The organism is Azospirillum sp. (assembly GCF_035628975.1).
Classification (GTDB): domain Bacteria; phylum Pseudomonadota; class Alphaproteobacteria; order Azospirillales; family Azospirillaceae; genus Azospirillum.
The window spans coordinates 82,459-99,215 of sequence record NZ_DASPIS010000034.1 but is presented as its reverse complement, the minus strand read 5'-3'; the positions used below and the strand labels follow the sequence as shown (position 1 = coordinate 99,215).

Annotated in this window: 18 protein-coding genes and 1 riboswitch; of the genes, 2 read left to right on the top strand and 16 right to left on the bottom strand. The window is 67.8% G+C overall.

What is annotated here, in order from left to right; translation table 11 throughout:
* Positions 1-635: 635 nt before the first annotated feature.
* Together VD964_RS07500 and greB are read left to right on the top strand one after the other, a co-directional pair.
* Positions 636-3,719, top strand: a complete 3,084-nt coding sequence (locus tag VD964_RS07500; RefSeq protein WP_324867142.1) for a ribonuclease E/G — start codon at positions 636-638, stop codon at positions 3,717-3,719.
* A gap of 100 nt (positions 3,720-3,819) precedes the next feature.
* Positions 3,820-4,371 carry a transcription elongation factor GreB gene (gene greB / locus VD964_RS07495; protein WP_324867140.1) on the top strand — a complete coding sequence of 184 codons (552 nt, stop codon included), beginning with the start codon at positions 3,820-3,822 and terminating at the stop codon, positions 4,369-4,371.
* Between the two features lie 212 nt (positions 4,372-4,583).
* On the opposite strand, the gene thiC is transcribed toward greB, so the two are convergent.
* The 16 genes from thiC to rpsP all read right to left on the bottom strand — a co-directional run bounded on the left by thiC (position 4,584) and on the right by rpsP (position 16,727).
* On the bottom strand, positions 4,584-6,308 hold the full coding sequence (thiC, locus tag VD964_RS07490; protein ID WP_324867138.1) for a phosphomethylpyrimidine synthase ThiC: 1,725 nt from the start codon (positions 6,306-6,308) through the stop codon (positions 4,584-4,586).
* A 149-nt stretch (positions 6,309-6,457) separates the two neighbouring features.
* A riboswitch (TPP riboswitch) is annotated at positions 6,458-6,591 on the bottom strand.
* A gap of 79 nt (positions 6,592-6,670) precedes the next feature.
* Positions 6,671-7,654 carry a magnesium transporter CorA family protein gene (locus tag VD964_RS07485; protein ID WP_324867136.1) on the bottom strand — a complete coding sequence of 328 codons (984 nt, stop codon included), beginning with the start codon at positions 7,652-7,654 and terminating at the stop codon, positions 6,671-6,673.
* A gap of 40 nt (positions 7,655-7,694) precedes the next feature.
* Entirely contained in the window at positions 7,695-7,994 is a 300-nt protein-coding gene (locus tag VD964_RS07480) for a hypothetical protein (protein WP_324867134.1), read from the bottom strand.
* Between the two features lie 19 nt (positions 7,995-8,013).
* Complete coding sequence (gene argB, locus VD964_RS07475; RefSeq protein ID WP_194914345.1) at positions 8,014-8,913, bottom strand: acetylglutamate kinase; 900 nt, start codon at positions 8,911-8,913, stop codon at positions 8,014-8,016.
* An 82-nt stretch (positions 8,914-8,995) separates the two neighbouring features.
* Complete coding sequence (locus VD964_RS07470) at positions 8,996-10,291, bottom strand: cation:proton antiporter (RefSeq protein ID WP_324867131.1); 1,296 nt, start codon at positions 10,289-10,291, stop codon at positions 8,996-8,998.
* Between the two features lie 12 nt (positions 10,292-10,303).
* A complete protein-coding gene (gene yihA, locus VD964_RS07465; RefSeq protein WP_324867128.1) occupies positions 10,304-10,987 on the bottom strand; it encodes a ribosome biogenesis GTP-binding protein YihA/YsxC in 684 nt (227 codons plus the stop codon).
* Entirely contained in the window at positions 10,984-11,361 is a 378-nt protein-coding gene (locus VD964_RS07460) for a helix-turn-helix transcriptional regulator (RefSeq protein ID WP_324867126.1), read from the bottom strand. Before VD964_RS07460 ends, yihA begins: the two co-directional genes overlap by 4 nt.
* A complete protein-coding gene (locus VD964_RS07455; protein WP_324867124.1) occupies positions 11,358-11,645 on the bottom strand; it encodes a hypothetical protein in 288 nt (95 codons plus the stop codon). Before VD964_RS07455 ends, VD964_RS07460 begins: the two co-directional genes overlap by 4 nt.
* Positions 11,646-11,723: 78 nt before the next feature.
* Positions 11,724-13,451, bottom strand: a complete 1,728-nt coding sequence (gene yidC, locus VD964_RS07450) for a membrane protein insertase YidC (RefSeq protein ID WP_324867122.1) — start codon at positions 13,449-13,451, stop codon at positions 11,724-11,726.
* A gap of 54 nt (positions 13,452-13,505) precedes the next feature.
* The gene (gene yidD, locus VD964_RS07445; protein ID WP_324867119.1) at positions 13,506-13,832 is read right to left on the bottom strand and encodes a membrane protein insertion efficiency factor YidD; all 327 of its coding nucleotides are present in this window, start codon (positions 13,830-13,832) and stop codon (positions 13,506-13,508) included.
* A 15-nt stretch (positions 13,833-13,847) separates the two neighbouring features.
* Positions 13,848-14,234, bottom strand: a complete 387-nt coding sequence (rnpA, locus tag VD964_RS07440) for a ribonuclease P protein component (protein ID WP_324867117.1) — start codon at positions 14,232-14,234, stop codon at positions 13,848-13,850.
* Positions 14,235-14,242: 8 nt separating this feature from the next.
* On the bottom strand, positions 14,243-14,377 hold the full coding sequence (gene rpmH / locus VD964_RS07435; RefSeq protein WP_098740538.1) for a 50S ribosomal protein L34: 135 nt from the start codon (positions 14,375-14,377) through the stop codon (positions 14,243-14,245).
* A gap of 101 nt (positions 14,378-14,478) precedes the next feature.
* Positions 14,479-14,874 (bottom strand): 50S ribosomal protein L19, encoded by a 396-nt coding sequence (gene rplS / locus VD964_RS07430; protein ID WP_109150133.1) that lies wholly within the window; start codon positions 14,872-14,874, stop codon positions 14,479-14,481.
* A 41-nt stretch (positions 14,875-14,915) separates the two neighbouring features.
* Positions 14,916-15,662 carry a tRNA (guanosine(37)-N1)-methyltransferase TrmD gene (trmD, locus tag VD964_RS07425; protein ID WP_414637107.1) on the bottom strand — a complete coding sequence of 249 codons (747 nt, stop codon included), beginning with the start codon at positions 15,660-15,662 and terminating at the stop codon, positions 14,916-14,918.
* Between the two features lie 59 nt (positions 15,663-15,721).
* Entirely contained in the window at positions 15,722-16,303 is a 582-nt protein-coding gene (gene rimM / locus VD964_RS07420) for a ribosome maturation factor RimM (protein ID WP_324867109.1), read from the bottom strand.
* A gap of 67 nt (positions 16,304-16,370) precedes the next feature.
* On the bottom strand, positions 16,371-16,727 hold the full coding sequence (gene rpsP / locus VD964_RS07415; protein WP_149197599.1) for a 30S ribosomal protein S16: 357 nt from the start codon (positions 16,725-16,727) through the stop codon (positions 16,371-16,373).
* Positions 16,728-16,757: the final 30 nt, after the last annotated feature.

Sequence of the window (16,757 nt, the reverse complement as noted above, 5' to 3'; positions counted from 1 at the left end):
CAATTCAACGCCTTCAACGCGGAACGTCACAGCCGGTCTCAATTCCGGGCCGGGGTGCCGTTCCTGCAACAGTGCCCCGCAGCCCGGCCGCCGCGGGCATCCCGGCAGCAGCCCGACTCGCGGTTCCGGGGGAAAGTCGCGCTTACGCTTCCCCGGGACGAACTTGTTCGCCGAATCGGCGCATTTCCGCGTTGTGCAAGAGGGATCGCTTGTCTATGGTATCTTTGCGACAGACCGCAATTCGCCAGATTCGGGTCGGACTCCCAAGGTGAGCGCCGATTCGCTGATCCCCGGTACTCGATTCCATCGATCCGGAGGTCAGCCGATCGCCGGTCACGGGGCCGTCCAAGGGGCTGCGGCGTCGCCTCCGACACCGCCTGTCCGGCCATCCGCGCCGGAGGGACGTCGCGGGGTGGCGCGTTCGGATTGGCGGTGAGAGGACGAAACCTCGAAGCTGGCTGTGGCCGCAAGGCGGCAGCCCGGCGCGTGTCGACCGGGCCGTCCTGGCTGCTCTCGTCAGCGCCGTTCGGCGGTTCCGGTCCGTCGTGCCGTATGCTTCGCCCACAACAGACGCTGCGTCCAGGCGGCCCGACCGGTCGCGCGGGTTCCCTGGGTCGCGCCGTTGAGGACCGTATATGGCCAAGCGCATGCTGGTGGACGCCACGCACCCGGAAGAAACCCGGGTCGCCGTGGTCAATGGTAACCGGCTGGAAGAACTCGACTTCGAGATCGCCAGCCGCAAGCAGCTGAAGGGCAACATCTACCTCGCGAAAGTGACGCGGGTCGAGCCTTCGCTCCAGGCGGCCTTCGTGGAATATGGCGGCAACCGCCACGGCTTCCTCGCCTTCTCCGAAATCCATCCCGACTATTACCGCATCCCCGTCGCCGACCGCGAAGCCCTGCTGGCCGAAGAGCGCCGGCTGGAGGAGCAGGCGGAAGCCCGGGCCGAGGCCGCCGCCGACGGCGCCGTGATGGGCGAGCCGATCCGCCCCGAGCAGGTGGTCGAGGAATGGTCGCCGATGCCCTCCCCCATCGCGCCGGAGGCGTCCGACGAGGATGCCGGCGACGAGGACGGTGAGGACGAGAACGGCACCGACGAGGCCGGTTCCGAGGGGCAGGCCGCACCGTCCGAGGCCTCCGCCCAGGATGCCGCCCAGTCCGCCGACGCCCCCGACATGGTCGGCGGCGACGAGGATGAAGAGGTCGAGACCCAGCGCCGCCGCTCGCGCCCGCTGCGCTCCTACAAGATTCAGGAAGTGGTGAAGCGCCGGCAGGTCCTGCTGGTCCAGGTGACGAAGGAGGAGCGCGGCAACAAGGGTGCCGCCCTGACCACCTACCTGTCGCTGCCCGGCCGCTACTGCGTGCTGATGCCCAACACCGGGCGCGGCGGCGGGATCTCCCGCAAGATCACGAACCCGGCCGACCGCAAGCGCCTGAAGGAAATCCTGTCGGATCTCGACATTCCCGACGGCATGGCGGTCATCCTGCGCACCGCCGGTCTGGAGCGTTCCAAGCCCGAGATCAAGCGCGACCTGGAATATCTGCTGCGCCTGTGGGACGACATCCGCGAACAGACGCTGAAGTCGTCGGCGCCCTGCCTCATCTATGAAGAGGCGAACCTGATCAAGCGGTCGATCCGCGATCTGTACTCCAACGACATCGACGAGATCTGGGTCGAGGGCGAGGCCGGCTTCCGCACGGCGCGCGAGTTCATGGACATGCTGATGCCGGGCCATTCCCAGCGCGTCCAGCTGTACCGCGACAGCCAGATCCCGCTGTTCCACCGCTATCAGGTGGAAACCCAGATCGACGCCATCCACAGCCCGGTGGTGCAGCTGCGCTCCGGCGGCTACATCGTCATCAACCCGACCGAGGCGCTGGTCTCCATCGACGTCAACTCCGGCAAGTCGACCCGCGAGCGCAACATCGAGGAAACCGCCTACAAGACCAACCTGGAGGCCGCCGACGAGGTGGCGCGCCAACTGCGTCTGCGCGATCTGGCCGGCCTGATCGTCATCGACTTCATCGACATGGAGGAGCCGCGGAACAACGCCGCCGTAGAGCGCCGCATGAAGGAGGCGATGAAGAACGACCGGGCACGCATCCAGCTCGGCCGCATCTCCGCCTTCGGCCTGCTGGAGCTGTCGCGCCAGCGTCTGCGCCCGTCGCTGCTGGAGACCAACTTCGAGCGCTGCCCGCACTGCTCGGGCACCGGCGTCGTCCGCTCGGTCGAATCCGCCTCGCTGCACGTCCTGCGCGCCATCGAGGAAGAGGGCATCCGAAAGCGGTCGTCGGAGATCACCATCTACGTCCCGACCTCCATCGCGCTCTACATCCTCAACCAGAAGCGCGGTGAGCTGGCCAAGATCGAGGAGCGTCACAGCTTCCACGTCATGGTGCAGGCCGACGACGGCCTGATCGCCCCGGACCATCGTCTGGAGCGCAACAAGGCCCGCATGCCGGACGAGGATGGCCCGCTGGTCAGCGCCGACCGCGTCATGGCCGAGACCGATCGTGCGCTCGCCGCCGAACCGGTCGTCGAGCCGGTCGAGGAGGAGGCCGACGTCGAGACCGCCCAGGTCGAGGAGACCGACGAGCGCGTCGAGACCAACGGCGCCAATGGCGATGGCAATGGCGAGGATCGCCGCCGTCGCCGCCGTCGCCGCCGTGGCCGTGGCCGTGACCGCGAGGAAGGCCGCGTCGAGGGCGAGACCGCCGGTGCGGGCGAGGACGCCGAGGAATCCGACGAGACGGGCGACGAGGCTGCCGAGACTGGCCTGCCGGTTGCCGCCGAGGCAATCCCCGGCGCTGCCATCTCCGAGCCGGCCGAAGACGACGACTCGGATGAGGACGACGGCGAAGGCGAAGGCGAAGGCGAAGGCGACGAGGAGACCGGCGCCGATGCCGGCGATCGCAACGGCGAAGGCCGTAAGAAGCGTCGCCGCGGCAAGCGCGGTGGTCGCCGCCGGTCGCGCCGCGAGGGTGCGGAAGGGCTGGAGGGCGGCGAGGAGACCGCTGCCGACCAGTCTCCTGCCGCTCCGGCCGAAGCCGCTCCTGTTCAGGCTCCTGTCGAGGCTTCCGACCTCGACTGGATCCTGGCCGGCGAGAACGCTCCGGCACCCGTCACGGAAGAGGCTCCGGTTCCGATGCCTGCGACCGAGCCGCCAGTGACCGCTCCGGCCCCGGCCGAAGCCGCCGCCGAGAAGGCTCCGGCCAAGAAGGCGTCGCGCAAGCGCAAGGCCGCTGCCGAAGCCCCGGTCGAGGCCGCCCCGGCGGTCGCCGAAGCGCCGGCAAAGGGCCGCAAGCGCAAGGCCGCCGCTCCGGTGGAAGCCCCGGCGCAAGCTGCTGCCGAGCCGGTGACGCAGCAGGCTCCGGCCAAGAAGGCGTCGCGCAAGCGCAAGGCCGCTGCCGAGGCTCCGGTCGAGGCCGCTCCCGCCGCCGCGCCTGCCGCCGCCGAAGCGCCGGCCAAGGGCCGCAAGCGCAAGGCCGCCGCCGCGGAAGCCCCGGCTGAGGTCGCGACCGACACGGCTCCGGCCAAGAAGGCGTCGCGCAAGCGCAAGGCCGCTGCCGACGCTCCGGCCGAAGCCGCTCCCGCCGCCGCTCCGGCAGCGCCCGAGCCGGCTCCGACAGCCGCTTCGGAACCTGCTGCGGCTCCTGCTGCGGCCGGCGACAACGGCGATGCCTCCGCGAAGCCGCGTCGCGGCTGGTGGAAGCGGTAAGCCGAACGGCCCATTGGGACCTCTGGAACGGGAAAAGGCGCCGCGAGGCGCCTTTTCCTTTTCCCCGACGTTATCTCCCTGCCACAGGACAGGTCGGACCATGAGCAAGGCCTTCACCCGCGAGAACGACACGCCTGACGACGACGATCTCGAAGATCCGGCACCGCTACCGCAGGGCTTCAAGAACTACATGACCCCGCCCGGCTTCCAGCGCATGCAGGAGGAACTGCGCCACCTTCTGCGGGTGGAGCGGCCGAAGGTGGTGGAGGTGGTGTCCTGGGCCGCCGGCAACGGCGACCGGTCGGAGAACGGCGATTATCTCTATGGCAAGAAACGCCTGCGCGAGATCGACCGTCGCATCCGCTTCCTGAACAAGCGCTTGGAATCGGCGGTGGTGGTCAATCCGCAGGACCAGAAGAACCGCGAACAGGTCTTCTTCGGCGCCACCGTCACCTATGCCCGCGAGGACGGATCGGAGAACACCATCACCATCGTCGGCGCCGACGAGGTCGATCCCGACCGCGGCCATGTCAGCTGGATCTCCCCCATCGCCCGCGCGCTGTTGAAGGCGCGGGAAGGCGACTTGGTGGACGTCCGCACACCGGCGGGGATGGAGCAGGTGGAGGTGCTGGAGATCAGGTACGCGGGGTGAGTGGCGGCGTTAATGCCCCCTCCCCATCCCTCCCCCGCTCTCAGCGGACCTATGGTCCGCCTGTCGCGTCAGCACAAAGCGGAGCTTTGTGCGAGAGCTTCGCGGGAGAGGGGGCCGGACCTTTGCGAAGGCTATGCGAAGGAGCGGCGGCAGTCCCCTCTCCCTCGAAGAGGGGGAGGGTTAGGGAGGGGGCATCACTGCCAAGACTTCACTCACCCCGCCGGCTGGTAAATTTCCCCGCCCGACTCGCGGAACTTCTGCGACATCTCGGCCATGCCGGACTCCGCGGCGTCGCGGATTTCCTGCGTGATCTTCATCGAACAGAATTTCGGCCCGCACATCGAACAGAAATGCGCGGTCTTCGCTCCCTCCGCCGGCAGGGTCTCGTCGTGGTAGGCCATCGCCGTCTCAGGATCGAGCGACAGGGCGAACTGGTCGCGCCAGCGGAAGGAGAAGCGGGCACGCGACATGGCGTCGTCGCGCAGCCTGGCCGCCGGATGACCCTTGGCGAGATCCGCGGCATGGGCGGCGATCTTGTAGGCGATGACGCCGGCCTTCACGTCGTCGCGGTCGGGCAGACCCAGATGCTCCTTCGGCGTGACGTAGCAGAGCATCGCCGTCCCGAACCAGCCGATCATCGCCGCACCGATGGCGCTGGTGATGTGGTCGTAGCCCGGCGCGATGTCGGTCACCAGCGGCCCCAGCGTGTAGAAGGGCGCCTCGCCGCACAGAGCCAGCTGCTTTTCGACATTGTGCTTGATCTTGTGCATGGGCACATGGCCCGGCCCTTCGATCATCACCTGCACGTCACGCGCCCAGGCGATCTTGGTCAGCTCGCCCAAGGTCTCCAACTCGGCGAACTGGGCGGCGTCATTGGCGTCGGCCTGACTGCCCGGCCGCAACCCGTCGCCCATCGAGAGGGCCACGTCATATGTGCGGCAGATCTCGACGATGTCGGCGAAATGGTCGTAGAGAAAGCTCTCGCGGTGATGCGCCAGGCACCATTTGGCGATGATCGAGCCGCCGCGCGAAACGATGCCGGTCACCCGCTTGGCGGTCAGGGGGATATGGGCCAGCCGCAGGCCGGCATGGATGGTGAAGTAATCGACGCCCTGCTCCGCCTGCTCGATCAGCGTGTCGCGGAACAGTTCCCAGGTCAGGTCCTCGGCCCTGCCCTTCACCTTCTCCAGCGCCTGATAGATCGGAACCGTGCCGATGGGCACCGGGGAGTTGCGCAGGATCCATTCGCGGGTCTGGTGGATGTCGGCACCGGTCGACAGGTCCATCACCGTGTCGGCCCCCCAGCGGATCGACCAGACCATCTTCTCCACCTCCTCCTCGATTGAGGATGTCACGGCGGAGTTGCCGATGTTGGCGTTGATCTTGGTCAGGAAGTTCCGGCCGATGATCATCGGCTCCGACTCGGGGTGGTTGACGTTGGAGGGGATGATCGCCCGCCCGCGCGCCACCTCGTCGCGGACGAATTCCGGGGTGATGAAGTCGGGAATCTCGGCCCCGAAATCCTCACCGTCGCGGGCTGCTTCCAGCGCCGTAGCGCGGCCGAGATTCTCGCGGACGGCGATGTATTCCATCTCCGCGGTGACGATGCCAGCGCGGGCATAGGCCATCTGCGTGACGGCCCCGCCGTCCTTGGCGCGGAGCACGCCGCTGTCGGTGGTCTCCACATCGCCGCGGGCCAGGATCCAGTCGCGGCGGTGCTTGGCCAGCCCGGCCCGCACGTCGATCGCCACGGTTTCGTCGGTGTAAGGTCCGGAGGAATCATAGACGGTCAGCGGCGGTTCGCCGCCCGACAACGCGATTTCGCGCAGCGCAACCCGCAGGTCGGGAAAGCGCGTACCCGGCACGTAAATTTTCCGCGACGACGGCAACGGGCCGGTCGAAATGCGGATGGCGGTTTCGTTGAAGTCCTTTGGCATTGGGTTTCTCCGTCGGAGTTGGGCGGACAAACCCGGGACTGCGGACGGAGGTTCGGTGTCTTCGTGCGGGCCGCTCCCCAATTTGGGCGCCCAACACTATGGGCTTCCCCACTGCGGGCGTTGCTACGGCCGGACGGGGCCTGTTTTCAGCCCGTCACGAGGTCCCTCCCTTCGCCGGTATGACCCGGATCAGGTTCGAAGGGTCACCACGCTGCCGAAGACGCTTGGCGCCGTCCGGCCGTTGGTATCTCAGCCCCCTGTCGGGACCCCCCTGGAATGCGCCCATCCTGCCGGGACGGGCGGCCCCTGTCAAAAGGAAAGAACCGCGGACGATCCGCAAGCCACACTGTATGGATACCGCGTCACATCCAGCGTTTCAGACGGACATAGATCATCGGCAGCAGTGCCGACAGCAGCATCAGCCCCAGGGCGCTTGGATAGCCGAACAGCGAGTCGGTCCCCGGCATCTCTTCGAAATTCATGCCGCCGATGCTGGCGACCAGGGTCGGCGGGAACAGAAGGACGGTCAGGACCGAGACGATCTTGACGATCTCGTTCTGCTCCACATTGATCTGGCCCAGCGCCGTGTCCAGCGCCAACGCGACCTTGCCCGCCAGGAAACGGGCATACTGGTCCAGCCCGCGCAAATCCTGCAGCGTCGTCTTGGCCCAGCGCCGCGTCGCCTTGCCGGAGTTCCAGCCGTCGCCGCGCGCCAGGAAATCGGTCATGCGCGACAGGCTGGCCAGGCTGATGCGGGCCTTGCCGATCAGGTGGCCGGCATGGCCGATGCGCTTCAGCGTCTGGGCATCGTCCAGCGTCTCGCCGCGGGAGCGCAGCTTGCGCCCGCGGAAGAAGCGGCGGTTCAGCACGTCCAGCTCCACTCCGGTCCGCCGCAGCACGGCAGAGGTGCGGTCGACCATCCCGTCCACCAGCGCCGCCAGAACCAGTTCGCCACGGGAAGCGGACACCTGCCCATGGGTGGCGCGGCGGCGAAAGGCCAGCAGGGCCTGCGGATCGATGTCGTGGATGGTGACCAGCCGGCGCCCGGCCAGCACGAAGCTGACGGTGGCGATGCGAGGCTCGTCGGTGTCGGCCCAGACCAGGGCAGTGACGGTCATGGTCAGGGCCCCACCGGCCACGCGCAGGCGGCTCGATTCCTCGATCTCCGCCATCTGCTCGCGGGTGGGCAGGCTGGTGCCGATCAGCGCCTCCGCGCGCGCCAAGTCGTCGGCGGTCGGGTTGATCAGATCCAGCCAGACGGTGGCGTCGGGCAGCGGCCCAACGTCGTCCGCAGCCTCCCTAGCCCAGCGCAGCAGACCGCCGTCGTTGACGAAGACATGCAGCAAGGCTGTGCTCCTTGCGTGGTTCGAGGCGGCGGGGGAGCGCTTACGTCATCCGGCCGCCGCGTCTTGGCTTCTCGGGCGGTTTAACCGGCGGGGGCGACTTCGCCTCGGTGTCGAGGTCCAGCGTCTCCCCCTCAGCCTTCAGCGCCTGTTCCAGCTTGCGGCGGAAGGCACCGCCATCCCGCTTGGCATCCAGGAAATGGCCGACCGCCTCCTTGGCGGCGTCGCTGTCGTAGGGGACCTTGCCCAACGCCGCCAACTTGGCGCGCTCCACCAGCTTCGGGTCCATCCGGTCGCGGATGGCCTTCATCTGGCGGAGCAGGTCCTTGCGCAGGTCGGTCATCGGCCCCCCTATTGCAGCGTCAGGCCTTGCCGATCAGGGTGCCGGCGCCGCCTTCGGTGAAGATTTCCAGCAGCAGCGCATGCGGCACGCGGCCATCCAGGATAACAGCGGCATCGACGCCCTGCTCCACGGCACCGATGCAGGTTTCGATCTTCGGGATCATGCCGCCGGACGCGGTGCCGTCGGCGATGGCCTTGTGGGCATCCTCCAACGACATCTTCTCGATCAGCTTCTTTTCCTTGTCGAGGACGCCGGCGACGTCCGTCAGCAGGAAGAAGCGCGCCGCCTTCACCGCCGCCGCGACCGCACCGGCCGCCGTGTCGGCGTTGATGTTGTAGGTGTCGCCATTCACGTCGAAGCCGACCGGCGCGATCACCGGGATGATGTCCGACTGGGCGAGCGCGTGCAGGATCTGCGGGTTGACCTTGTACGGTTCGCCGACGAAGCCGAGGTCCAGCACCCGTTCGATGTTGCTGTCGGGGTCGCGCTGCACGCGCTCCAGACGGCGGGCGGTGATCAGATTGCTGTCCTTGCCCGACAGGCCGACGGCACGGCCGCCGGCGCCGTTGATGGCGGCGACGATCTGCTTGTTGATGGAGCCGGCCAGCACCATCTCGACCACCTCGACCGTCTCCTTGTCGGTGACGCGCAGGCCGTCGATGAAGCTGGACTTGATCTTCAGACGCTCCAGCATCTGGCCGATCTGCGGGCCGCCGCCGTGGACGACCACCGGGTTGATGCCGACCTGCTTCAGCAGGACGATGTCGCGCGCGAACAGCTCCGCCAGGCTGGCGTCGCCCATGGCGTGGCCGCCGTACTTGATGACGAAGGTGCTCCCGGCATAGCGTCGCATGTAGGGCAGCGCTTCGGACAGGGTACGGGCCTTGGCGAGCCACTCGTCACGGGTGGGAGTCTGCACGGGAGGATGCCCTTTGTCGGGGTGGACGGTTGGGCTTCTTTAACGGAAAGGCCGGCCGGTTGCCTAGGGGTCAATTTAACGGTCACATACCCCCGTGCCGGCCGCCTGCGGCTGCGGCCGATGCCGCGCCGGCCGGGCGCCACCATCCGGCCAGCCGGGTCATCGGCTGGGTCAGCGCGGTCACCGCCACCGCCATCAGCACCATGGCCGAGAAACAGGCGCCGGACAGCACCCCCGCCTCCAGCAGGACTGTCAGCACGATCACCTCCATCAGCCCCTTGCAGGGCATCAGCGTGCCCAACCGCAGCGCGTCCGGCCAACTCTCCCCGGTCAGGCGCGCGGGCAAGGTCGTGCCGGCCATCTTGCCGACGAGCGTCGCCAGGGTGGCAAGCGCGAAGACCGTCCACTGCGCCGGATCGTCCAGCGTCAGGTTCACCTTCAGCCCGGTCAGCGTGAAGAAGAAGGGCAGCAGGATCAGCGTGGAGAAATGCTCCAGCCGGTCGAGGATCGCGGCGGCATAGCGGCGCGGCATGGCGGTGCCGGCGACGAAGGCGCCCAGGATGTAGTGCAGCCCGATCAGTTCGGTCACCGCGGCCGAGGACAGCAGTGCCGCGCAGGTCACCACCACCGCGGTGTCCCCCATCCGTCCCTCGGGCGCCACCCGCTCCAGCAGGCGGTCCAGCAGCGGACGCACGATCAGGACGGTCACCCCGACATAGGCGAAGCCCAGCATTCCCACCCAGGCGACCGCCCAGCCGCCGCCCGCCGACGCACCATCCGCCGAGGCCCAGGCCAGCACGGCGGTGATCAGCAGCCACAGCAGCGCATCGTTCACCGCCGCATAGCCCAGCGCCAACCGCCCGACCCGATCACCCAGCAAATCCATCTCGCGCAGGATGGCACCCAGCACCGGCAGGGCGGTGACGCCGACGCAGATGCCGAAGCCGGCGGCGAACAGGCCCGGCGTGGCGTGCGGTCCCGTCATGCCGGGAAAGGCGCCGGCCAGCCACCAGCCCAATGCTCCGCCCATCAGTGTCGGCACGATCATGCTGGACAGCGCCACCGTGGCGAAGGCGCCGCCCCGCCCGCGGAAATCGGCAGGGTCGAGGTGCAGCCCGGTCAGGAAAGCGAAGAAGACGACGGCCATCAGCGCCAGGCCCGACAGCGGCGCCAGGGCGGCCGGCGCGAACAGCACGCCCCACAGGTCCGGCACCAGCCTGCCGAGCAGCGACGGCCCCAGCGCCACGCCGAACAGGATCTGGATCACCACCATCGGCGCGACGTGGCGCCCGCCGCCGAGCCGCCACAGCAGGAACGGCCCGGCGATGAGCAGCAGGGCCTGCATCAGGAACAGCAGCGCGGGGGAGAGGCCACCCATCGCCGCCGCCCCTCAGTCCACGGCCAGGGCGAGCGCGGCGAGGCTGGCGCGCAGCTCGGCGATGCCGGTGCCCTTTTCGGAACTGGTGACGTGGATGTCGGGGAAGGCGGCGGGGTGCTTCTTCAGCCCCGCCTGGGTGTCGCGGCGGATCTTGTCCAACTCCGTCGGCTTCACCTTGTCCGCCTTGGTCAGCACGACGACATAGGGCACCGCCGTGCGGTCCAGCATCTCCATGATCTCATGGTCGTTGGGCTTCAGCCCATGGCGCGAATCGATCAGCACCAGCGCGCGGCGCAACGTCACCCGCCCGCGCAGGAAGCGGCGGACCATATCGTTCCACGCCTCCACCTTTTCCTTCGATTCCTTGGCATAGCCGTAGCCGGGCATGTCCACCAGCTTCAGCCGGTTGCCGAGGTTGAAGAAGTTGAGCTGCTGCGTGCGCCCCGGCGTGTTGGAGGTGCGGGCCAGCGTCTTGCGCCCGGTCAGCGCGTTCACCAGGCTCGACTTGCCGACATTCGACCGCCCGGCGAAGGCGACCTCCGGCAGATCGGCCTCCGGCAACTGGTTCAGCGCGTTGGCGCCCCAGACGAAGTCGCACTCCTTGGCGAACAGCAGCCGCCCGGCCTCCAGCGCGGCCTCGTCGAAGCCGGAAACGATGTTGGGGGTGTTGGGGGTCGGCGTGTCGGGGGTGGTCATGGATCTGCTTTCGGTTGCGGAATCAGGTCGTCGATCATAAGCCCCAACGCCGTTCCTAGCGCCCGGTAGACCTCGACGGTCGGGCTCTTGCGCCCCGACTCGATCTGAGAGACATAGCTTGGCGTCAGCCCGGCGGCGGCGGCAAGCTCGACCTGTGACAGGCCGCGATGCTCGCGCCAGACCCGCACCGGATTCTCGCCGTCGATCAGCCGGCGCGCCACGGCCCAGGGAAGATCCTCGTCGTCCTCGGAATCCAACGCGGCGCGGATGTCGTCATGGTCCATCGCGCGGGCCCGCAAGGCCTCGAAATCGGCAATGGGAACGACGGCATATTCGGCTTTGCCGTCCTTGCCGGCTATATACTGCACGCTCATCGTTGCAGCCTCCTGACGTCGTAAGCTTGCCCACGGGGTTCGACCGCGCGGACATCGATGATCCTCACCTCTTCGTCCCTAATGAAGATCGTCCGGAACGCCCGAGCAGGATTGCGGAACTTCAGACGGAGATAAGGGGTCCCGACGATCGCTTCCACATCAAGCTCGGGGTCGTCCGGGTTGGCCGCCAGAGCTTCCAGGTCGACCGCGATCTGGGCACGGACGGCGGGCTGCTGCCGAGCGATGGCCTTGGCCGCCTGTTTCTTGATGGTGAGGTCGTACATCACAAAAAAATAACCGCCGGCAAACTTCCGTCAAGAGGAAGGTTTACCGGCGGTTATATCAGGCGGAAGATCCGATGATCAGACCTTCACGCCCATGCGGCGCATGATGGTCCACTGCTGGGCGACCGACAGCAGGTTGTTCCAGGCCCAGTAGATCACCAGACCGGCCGGGAAGCCGGCGAGCATGAAGGTGAAGACGATGGGCAGGAACTGGAACACCTTCTGCTGGATCGGGTCCGGCGGGGCCGGGTTCATCTTCTGCTGCAGCCACATGGTGACGCCCATGATCAGCGGCCAGGCACCGAGATGCAGCATGGCGGGGGGATCCCAGGGGATCACGCCGAACAGGTTGAAGATGGTGGTCGGATCTGGCGAGGACAGGTCGTGGATCCAGCCGAAGAAGGGGGCGTGCCGCATCTCGATAGTCACGAACAGGACCTTGTAGAGCGCGAAGAACACCGGGATCTGGATCAGGATCGGCAGACAGCCCGACACAGGCGAGACCTTCTCGCGCTTGTACATGGCCATCAATTCCTGGTTCATGCGCGCCTGATCGTCGCTGAACTTCTCGCGGAGCTCCTGCATCTTCGGCTGCAGGGCCTTCATCTTGCTCATCGCCTGGTAGGACTTGTTGGCGAGTGGGAAGAAGACGGCCTTGACGCAGACGGTCAGCAGCAGGATGGCGAGGCCGAAGTTGCCCAGCACCTGCCCAAAGAAGTCGAGCGCGTAGAAGAAGGGCTTGGTCAGGAAGTAGAACCAACCGAAGTCGATCGCCAGATCGAAGTTCTTGATGTTCAGCTTTTCGGAATAGGCGTCCAGCAGCTTCACCTGCTTGGCGCCGGCGAACAGTCGGCCGGTGGTCTCGGCCGAGGCGCCAGGCGCCACGGTGACCGCATCGCCCATGAAGTCGGCCTGATAGCGGTCGGCATTGGCGACGGTGCTATGGACGAAACGCGCGGTGACCTTCTGCGCCGGGTCCGGGATCACCGACACCAGCCAATACTTGTCGGTGATGCCGAGCCAGCCGCCGGTGGTCTCGATCGGCTCCGTGCCCTTCTTGCGCAGGTCGTCGTAGGACCGCTCGGTCAGCGTGCCGTTGAAGACGCCCAGCGGGCCTTCATGCAGGATGTAGTAGCCCGAGGTCTGCGGCGTGCCGGTGCGCGACACCAGGCTGTAGGGCAGCAGGGTGACCGGGTTGGCGCCGGTGTTGCGGACCGTCTGCGTCACCGTGAACATGAAGTCCGGATCGACGGCGATCTTGCGCTCGAACACCAGGCCCTGGCCGTTGTCCCAGGTCAGGGTCAGCGGCTTTTCGGGGGTCAGCGCGGTGCCGTCGGCGGTCCAGCGGGTCGTCGCGGTCGGGGCGGCGATGCCGGCGCCCTGCGGGACCCAGCCGAACTCGGCGTAATAGGCGGCGGGCGTGCCGGCCGGGGCCAGCAGCACGATCTCCGGGCTCTTGGGGTCCGGGGTCTCGTGGTACTGGGCCAGCGCCAGGTCGTCGATACGGCCGCCGACGAGATTGACGGAGCCGTGCAGGGCCGGCGTGTCGATCTTCACGCGGGTGCCGGCCGCCAACTGCTCGGCGAGCAGGACAGGGCGCTCCTTCGCGACCTCAGCCGTTGCGGGGGGCTGCTGGGCGGGCACGCCGGGGGCCGGCACCGGCACTGACTGCTCCGTCTGGGCGGCCTGCTGGGCGGCGAGTTGCTTCTGCTGCTCCACCCGCGGCTTTTCGTAGAAATACTGGAAGCCCAGAAGGATGGCGATCGACAGGGCAATCGCGATGATGAGGTTGCGTTGGTCGGTCATGGCGTCCCGGTTGCCGTGGGGCCTTTGAAGAAGGTCGGCGTGTGCGCGGCCTTGTTACGGGTTTTCGCCGGGCTGGGCAACCGCCGCATGCCCTTTTTCCGGCAAGCCGCAGCGATGGGGCGGCGACGCCCCCGGCGGCAGGGGATCGGGCACGGGATCCCAGCCGGACCCGCCCCAGGGATGGCAACGCCCAAGCCGGCGCACCGTCAGCCATCCCCCCCGGATGGCGCCGTGCTTTTCCAGCGATTCGATGGCGTAGCAGGAGCAGGTCGGCTGGAAACGGCAATGCCAGCCCACGAAGGGCGACAAGGTCCAGCGATAGAGATAGACGAGCGCGCGGAGAAGATGCGCGAGTGGGCTGAGGCCGGCGATGCGAAACATGACGTCGCGGGCCCCCTACCCTTCCGCCTCGCGCCACAGGCCGAGGCGTTTCAGCCCGGCCGTCAGGTCGCCGAGCAGATCGGTCCACGGCCGCTCGGCCGTGTCGCCGCGCGCGACCAGGACGAAGTCATGGCCCGGTGCGGCATGGATGGGCAGTATCTGCCGCGCGGCCTCACGCAAACGGCGGCGGGCGCGATTGCGCACCACCGCGTTGCCGACCTTACGGCTCGCCGTCAGTCCGAGACGGATCGGCGGACCGCCATCGGCGGGCCGCTGCTTGTCGTCGTGCCGGCGCACCTGGAGGATCAGGCCGGGAGCCACGTGCTTGCGCCGTGTCCCGGCCACGGCCAGAAATTCCGGCCGCCGCATCAGGCGCCCGACCTTGAGGTCCGGCGCCGCCATCGCGGGGATCAGGCGCTCAGAACCTTGCGGCCGCGGGCGCGGCGACGGGCGATGACCTTGCGGCCGCCGACGGTCGACATACGGTGGCGGAAGCCGTGGCGACGCTTACGCACGATTTTGGAGGGCTGGAACGTGCGCTTCATGGCGCCTACTCCTTAAGCTTTGCTGATGGTGACGGGACGAAAGCGCCCAGCCGCAGGGCCGGGCGCCGAACCTATGAACCTGGAACGAACCGGTAGGCGCCTTACTCGGCAGCCCGGCGGCCGTTGACCATGCCGCGGCCGGTGGTGCGCTCGGCGATGCGGGCGGCCTTGCCGCGCAGATCGCGCAGATAGTACAGCTTGGCGCGACGGACGGCGCCCTTGCGGACCAGCTCGATCGAGTCGATGCGCGGGGAGTACAGCGGGAACACGCGCTCCACGCCCTCGCCATAGCTGATCTTGCGAACGGTGAAGGAGCTGTTCACGCCGGCGTTCTTGCGGGCGATGACGACGCCTTCATAGGCCTGGACGCGCTCGCGCGTGCCTTCGACGACCTTCACGTTCACGCGGACGGTATCGCCCGAGGAGAACTCCGGGATCGTCTTGCCGCCGAGGGCCTTCTCGATCTGCTCCTGCTCGAGCTGCTGCAACAGGTTCATAGCACTACCCCTTTTCTATCGGCGCGCCTCGCGGCGGACCGTCACTCCGGTTTCGGGTCGCGCCGGCGAGCCTGCCGTCGACCCTTGTTCGTAACAGTTACTGCCGGGCGGCTCGCCTGGTAGAGCGACCACAGGTCCGGCCGTCGGGCCTCCGTGATCTTCTCCGCCTCGGCCAGCCGCCAGGCCTTGACCTTCCCGTGGTGACCAGAGAGCAGAACCTCCGGCACCGCGCGCTCCACACCCTGCCCGTCGGTCCAGACCGCCGGCCGGGTGTAGTGGGGGTATTCGAGCAACCCCCGTTCGAAACTCTCTTCCCCCGCCGTCTCCACGTTGCCCATGACGCCGGGGAGCAAGCGCACCACGGCATCCATCAGGCTCAGAGCGGCGAGTTCCCCGCCGGACAGCACGAAATCCCCGAGGCTGACCTCTTCAAGGCCGTGCGCATCGAGGACCCGCTGGTCCACCCCTTCGTACCGGCCGCAGAGCAGCGTCACCACCGGGGTGGCGGCCAACTCCTTGACCAGTTCCTGGTTCAGCACCCGTCCGCGAGGCGACAGATAGATCGCCCGGCCGCGTCCCGGTGCCCCCACAGGTCCCGCCGTCGCGGTCAAAGCCGCGTCCAGCACGTCGGGCCGCATGACCATGCCGGCCCCTCCGCCGAAGGGGGTGTCGTCGACGGAGCGGTGTTTATCGCGCGCGAACGAGCGAATGTCCACCGATTCCAGCGCCCAGACTCCATTTTCCAACGCCTTGCCGGCCAGTGAGTGGCCGAGCGGCCCCGGAAACATTTCCGGGAACAGCGTCAGAACCTTGGCCGTCCAGACCCGCGGACCGTCGGCGCCGTGATTCACGGCCCCTCCTCCCCGCGCTGGTCTCCGCCCTCTTCCCCCTCGTCCTCCTCCGCCTCGTCATCGGAACCCTCGCGGGCTTCGATCACGGCCGGAAGATCGACGACGATGCGGCCGCCCCGGACATCCACCACCGGCACGCAGGCCTTGGAGAAGGGAAGCATCTCCAGCGGCCCGCCGGCGGTCCGGACTTCGAGCACGTCGCCCGCGCCGAAGTCGTAGATCGCCTTCACCGTGCCGTAGAGGCTCCCGTCTGCGAGTTCCGCACGCAGGCCGATCAGGTCGGCGTGGTAGAACTCGTCCTCGTCCTCCGTCGACGGCAGGGCGCCGCGGTCCACGTAGAGCCGCACACCGGCCAGCGCCTGCGCCTGTTCCCGGCTCGTCACCCCGTCGACCTTGGCCAGGAAGTTGTCCTTGACCATGCCTTGGAGCGTCACCGTGAAGCGGCGGGCGCCGGCTTCGTCGGACAGCGGGCCATAGGCCATGATGTCGGCGGGTTCGGCGGTGAAGCTGCGCAGCTTCACCAGCCCCCGCACGCCGTGCGATCCCGCGAACTGGCCGACACAGATCTTGGCGGTCATCGTAGGAGCACCCGGCACGTCGTCACGACCTCAACCCTGCGGGCCATCAGGCCCACCCTCACCCTTGTCAGCCCTCGGCGGCAGCCGCGGCGGCGGCGGCCTCGGCCTTCAGACGCTCCTGCGCCTTGGCCTTCGGAGCCGACTTCTTCGGGGTCTCGCGGACGGCGGGCTTCTCGACCAGGCCGGCATTGGCCAGGAACAGAACGACGCGGTCCGTCGGCTGGGCGCCGACCGACAGCCAATGCTTGGCGCGCTCGGCGTTCAGGATGATGCGCTGCTCGTGCTCGCGCGGCAGCATCGGGTTGTAGGTGCCGATCTTCTCGATGAAGCGGCCGTCACGCGGGCTGCGGGCGTCCGCGATGACGATCGAGTAGAACGGACGCTTCTTCGCACCACCGCGAGCCAGACGAATCTTCAGAGCCATTGGTCGAAACTTTCTCTTCTCAAGTCAAAC

Excerpts from the sequence above, each read along its gene's own strand:
- VD964_RS07480 (WP_324867134.1), bottom strand. The coding sequence starts at position 7,994 with ATGACCGACCTGCGCAAGGACCTGCTCCGCCAGATGAAGGCCATCCGC.
- rpsP (WP_149197599.1), bottom strand. The coding sequence starts at position 16,727 with ATGGCTCTGAAGATTCGTCTGGCTCGCGGTGGTGCGAAGAAGCGTCCG.
- yihA (WP_324867128.1), bottom strand. The coding sequence starts at position 10,987 with ATGACCACCCCCGACACGCCGACCCCCAACACCCCCAACATCGTTTCC.
- rnpA (WP_324867117.1), bottom strand. The coding sequence starts at position 14,234 with ATGGCGGCGCCGGACCTCAAGGTCGGGCGCCTGATGCGGCGGCCGGAA.
- VD964_RS07500 (WP_324867142.1), top strand. The coding sequence starts at position 636 with ATGGCCAAGCGCATGCTGGTGGACGCCACGCACCCGGAAGAAACCCGG.
- VD964_RS07470 (WP_324867131.1), bottom strand. The coding sequence starts at position 10,291 with ATGGGTGGCCTCTCCCCCGCGCTGCTGTTCCTGATGCAGGCCCTGCTG.
- trmD (WP_414637107.1), bottom strand. The coding sequence starts at position 15,662 with ATGTTTCCGGGGCCGCTCGGCCACTCACTGGCCGGCAAGGCGTTGGAA.
- yidC (WP_324867122.1), bottom strand. The coding sequence starts at position 13,451 with ATGACCGACCAACGCAACCTCATCATCGCGATTGCCCTGTCGATCGCC.
- VD964_RS07455 (WP_324867124.1), bottom strand. The coding sequence starts at position 11,645 with ATGTACGACCTCACCATCAAGAAACAGGCGGCCAAGGCCATCGCTCGG.
- thiC (WP_324867138.1), bottom strand. The coding sequence starts at position 6,308 with ATGCCAAAGGACTTCAACGAAACCGCCATCCGCATTTCGACCGGCCCG.
- rpmH (WP_098740538.1), bottom strand. The coding sequence starts at position 14,377 with ATGAAGCGCACGTTCCAGCCCTCCAAAATCGTGCGTAAGCGTCGCCAC.
- VD964_RS07460 (WP_324867126.1), bottom strand. The coding sequence starts at position 11,361 with ATGAGCGTGCAGTATATAGCCGGCAAGGACGGCAAAGCCGAATATGCC.
- rplS (WP_109150133.1), bottom strand. The coding sequence starts at position 14,874 with ATGAACCTGTTGCAGCAGCTCGAGCAGGAGCAGATCGAGAAGGCCCTC.
- greB (WP_324867140.1), top strand. The coding sequence starts at position 3,820 with ATGAGCAAGGCCTTCACCCGCGAGAACGACACGCCTGACGACGACGAT.
- yidD (WP_324867119.1), bottom strand. The coding sequence starts at position 13,832 with ATGTTTCGCATCGCCGGCCTCAGCCCACTCGCGCATCTTCTCCGCGCG.
- rimM (WP_324867109.1), bottom strand. The coding sequence starts at position 16,303 with ATGACCGCCAAGATCTGTGTCGGCCAGTTCGCGGGATCGCACGGCGTG.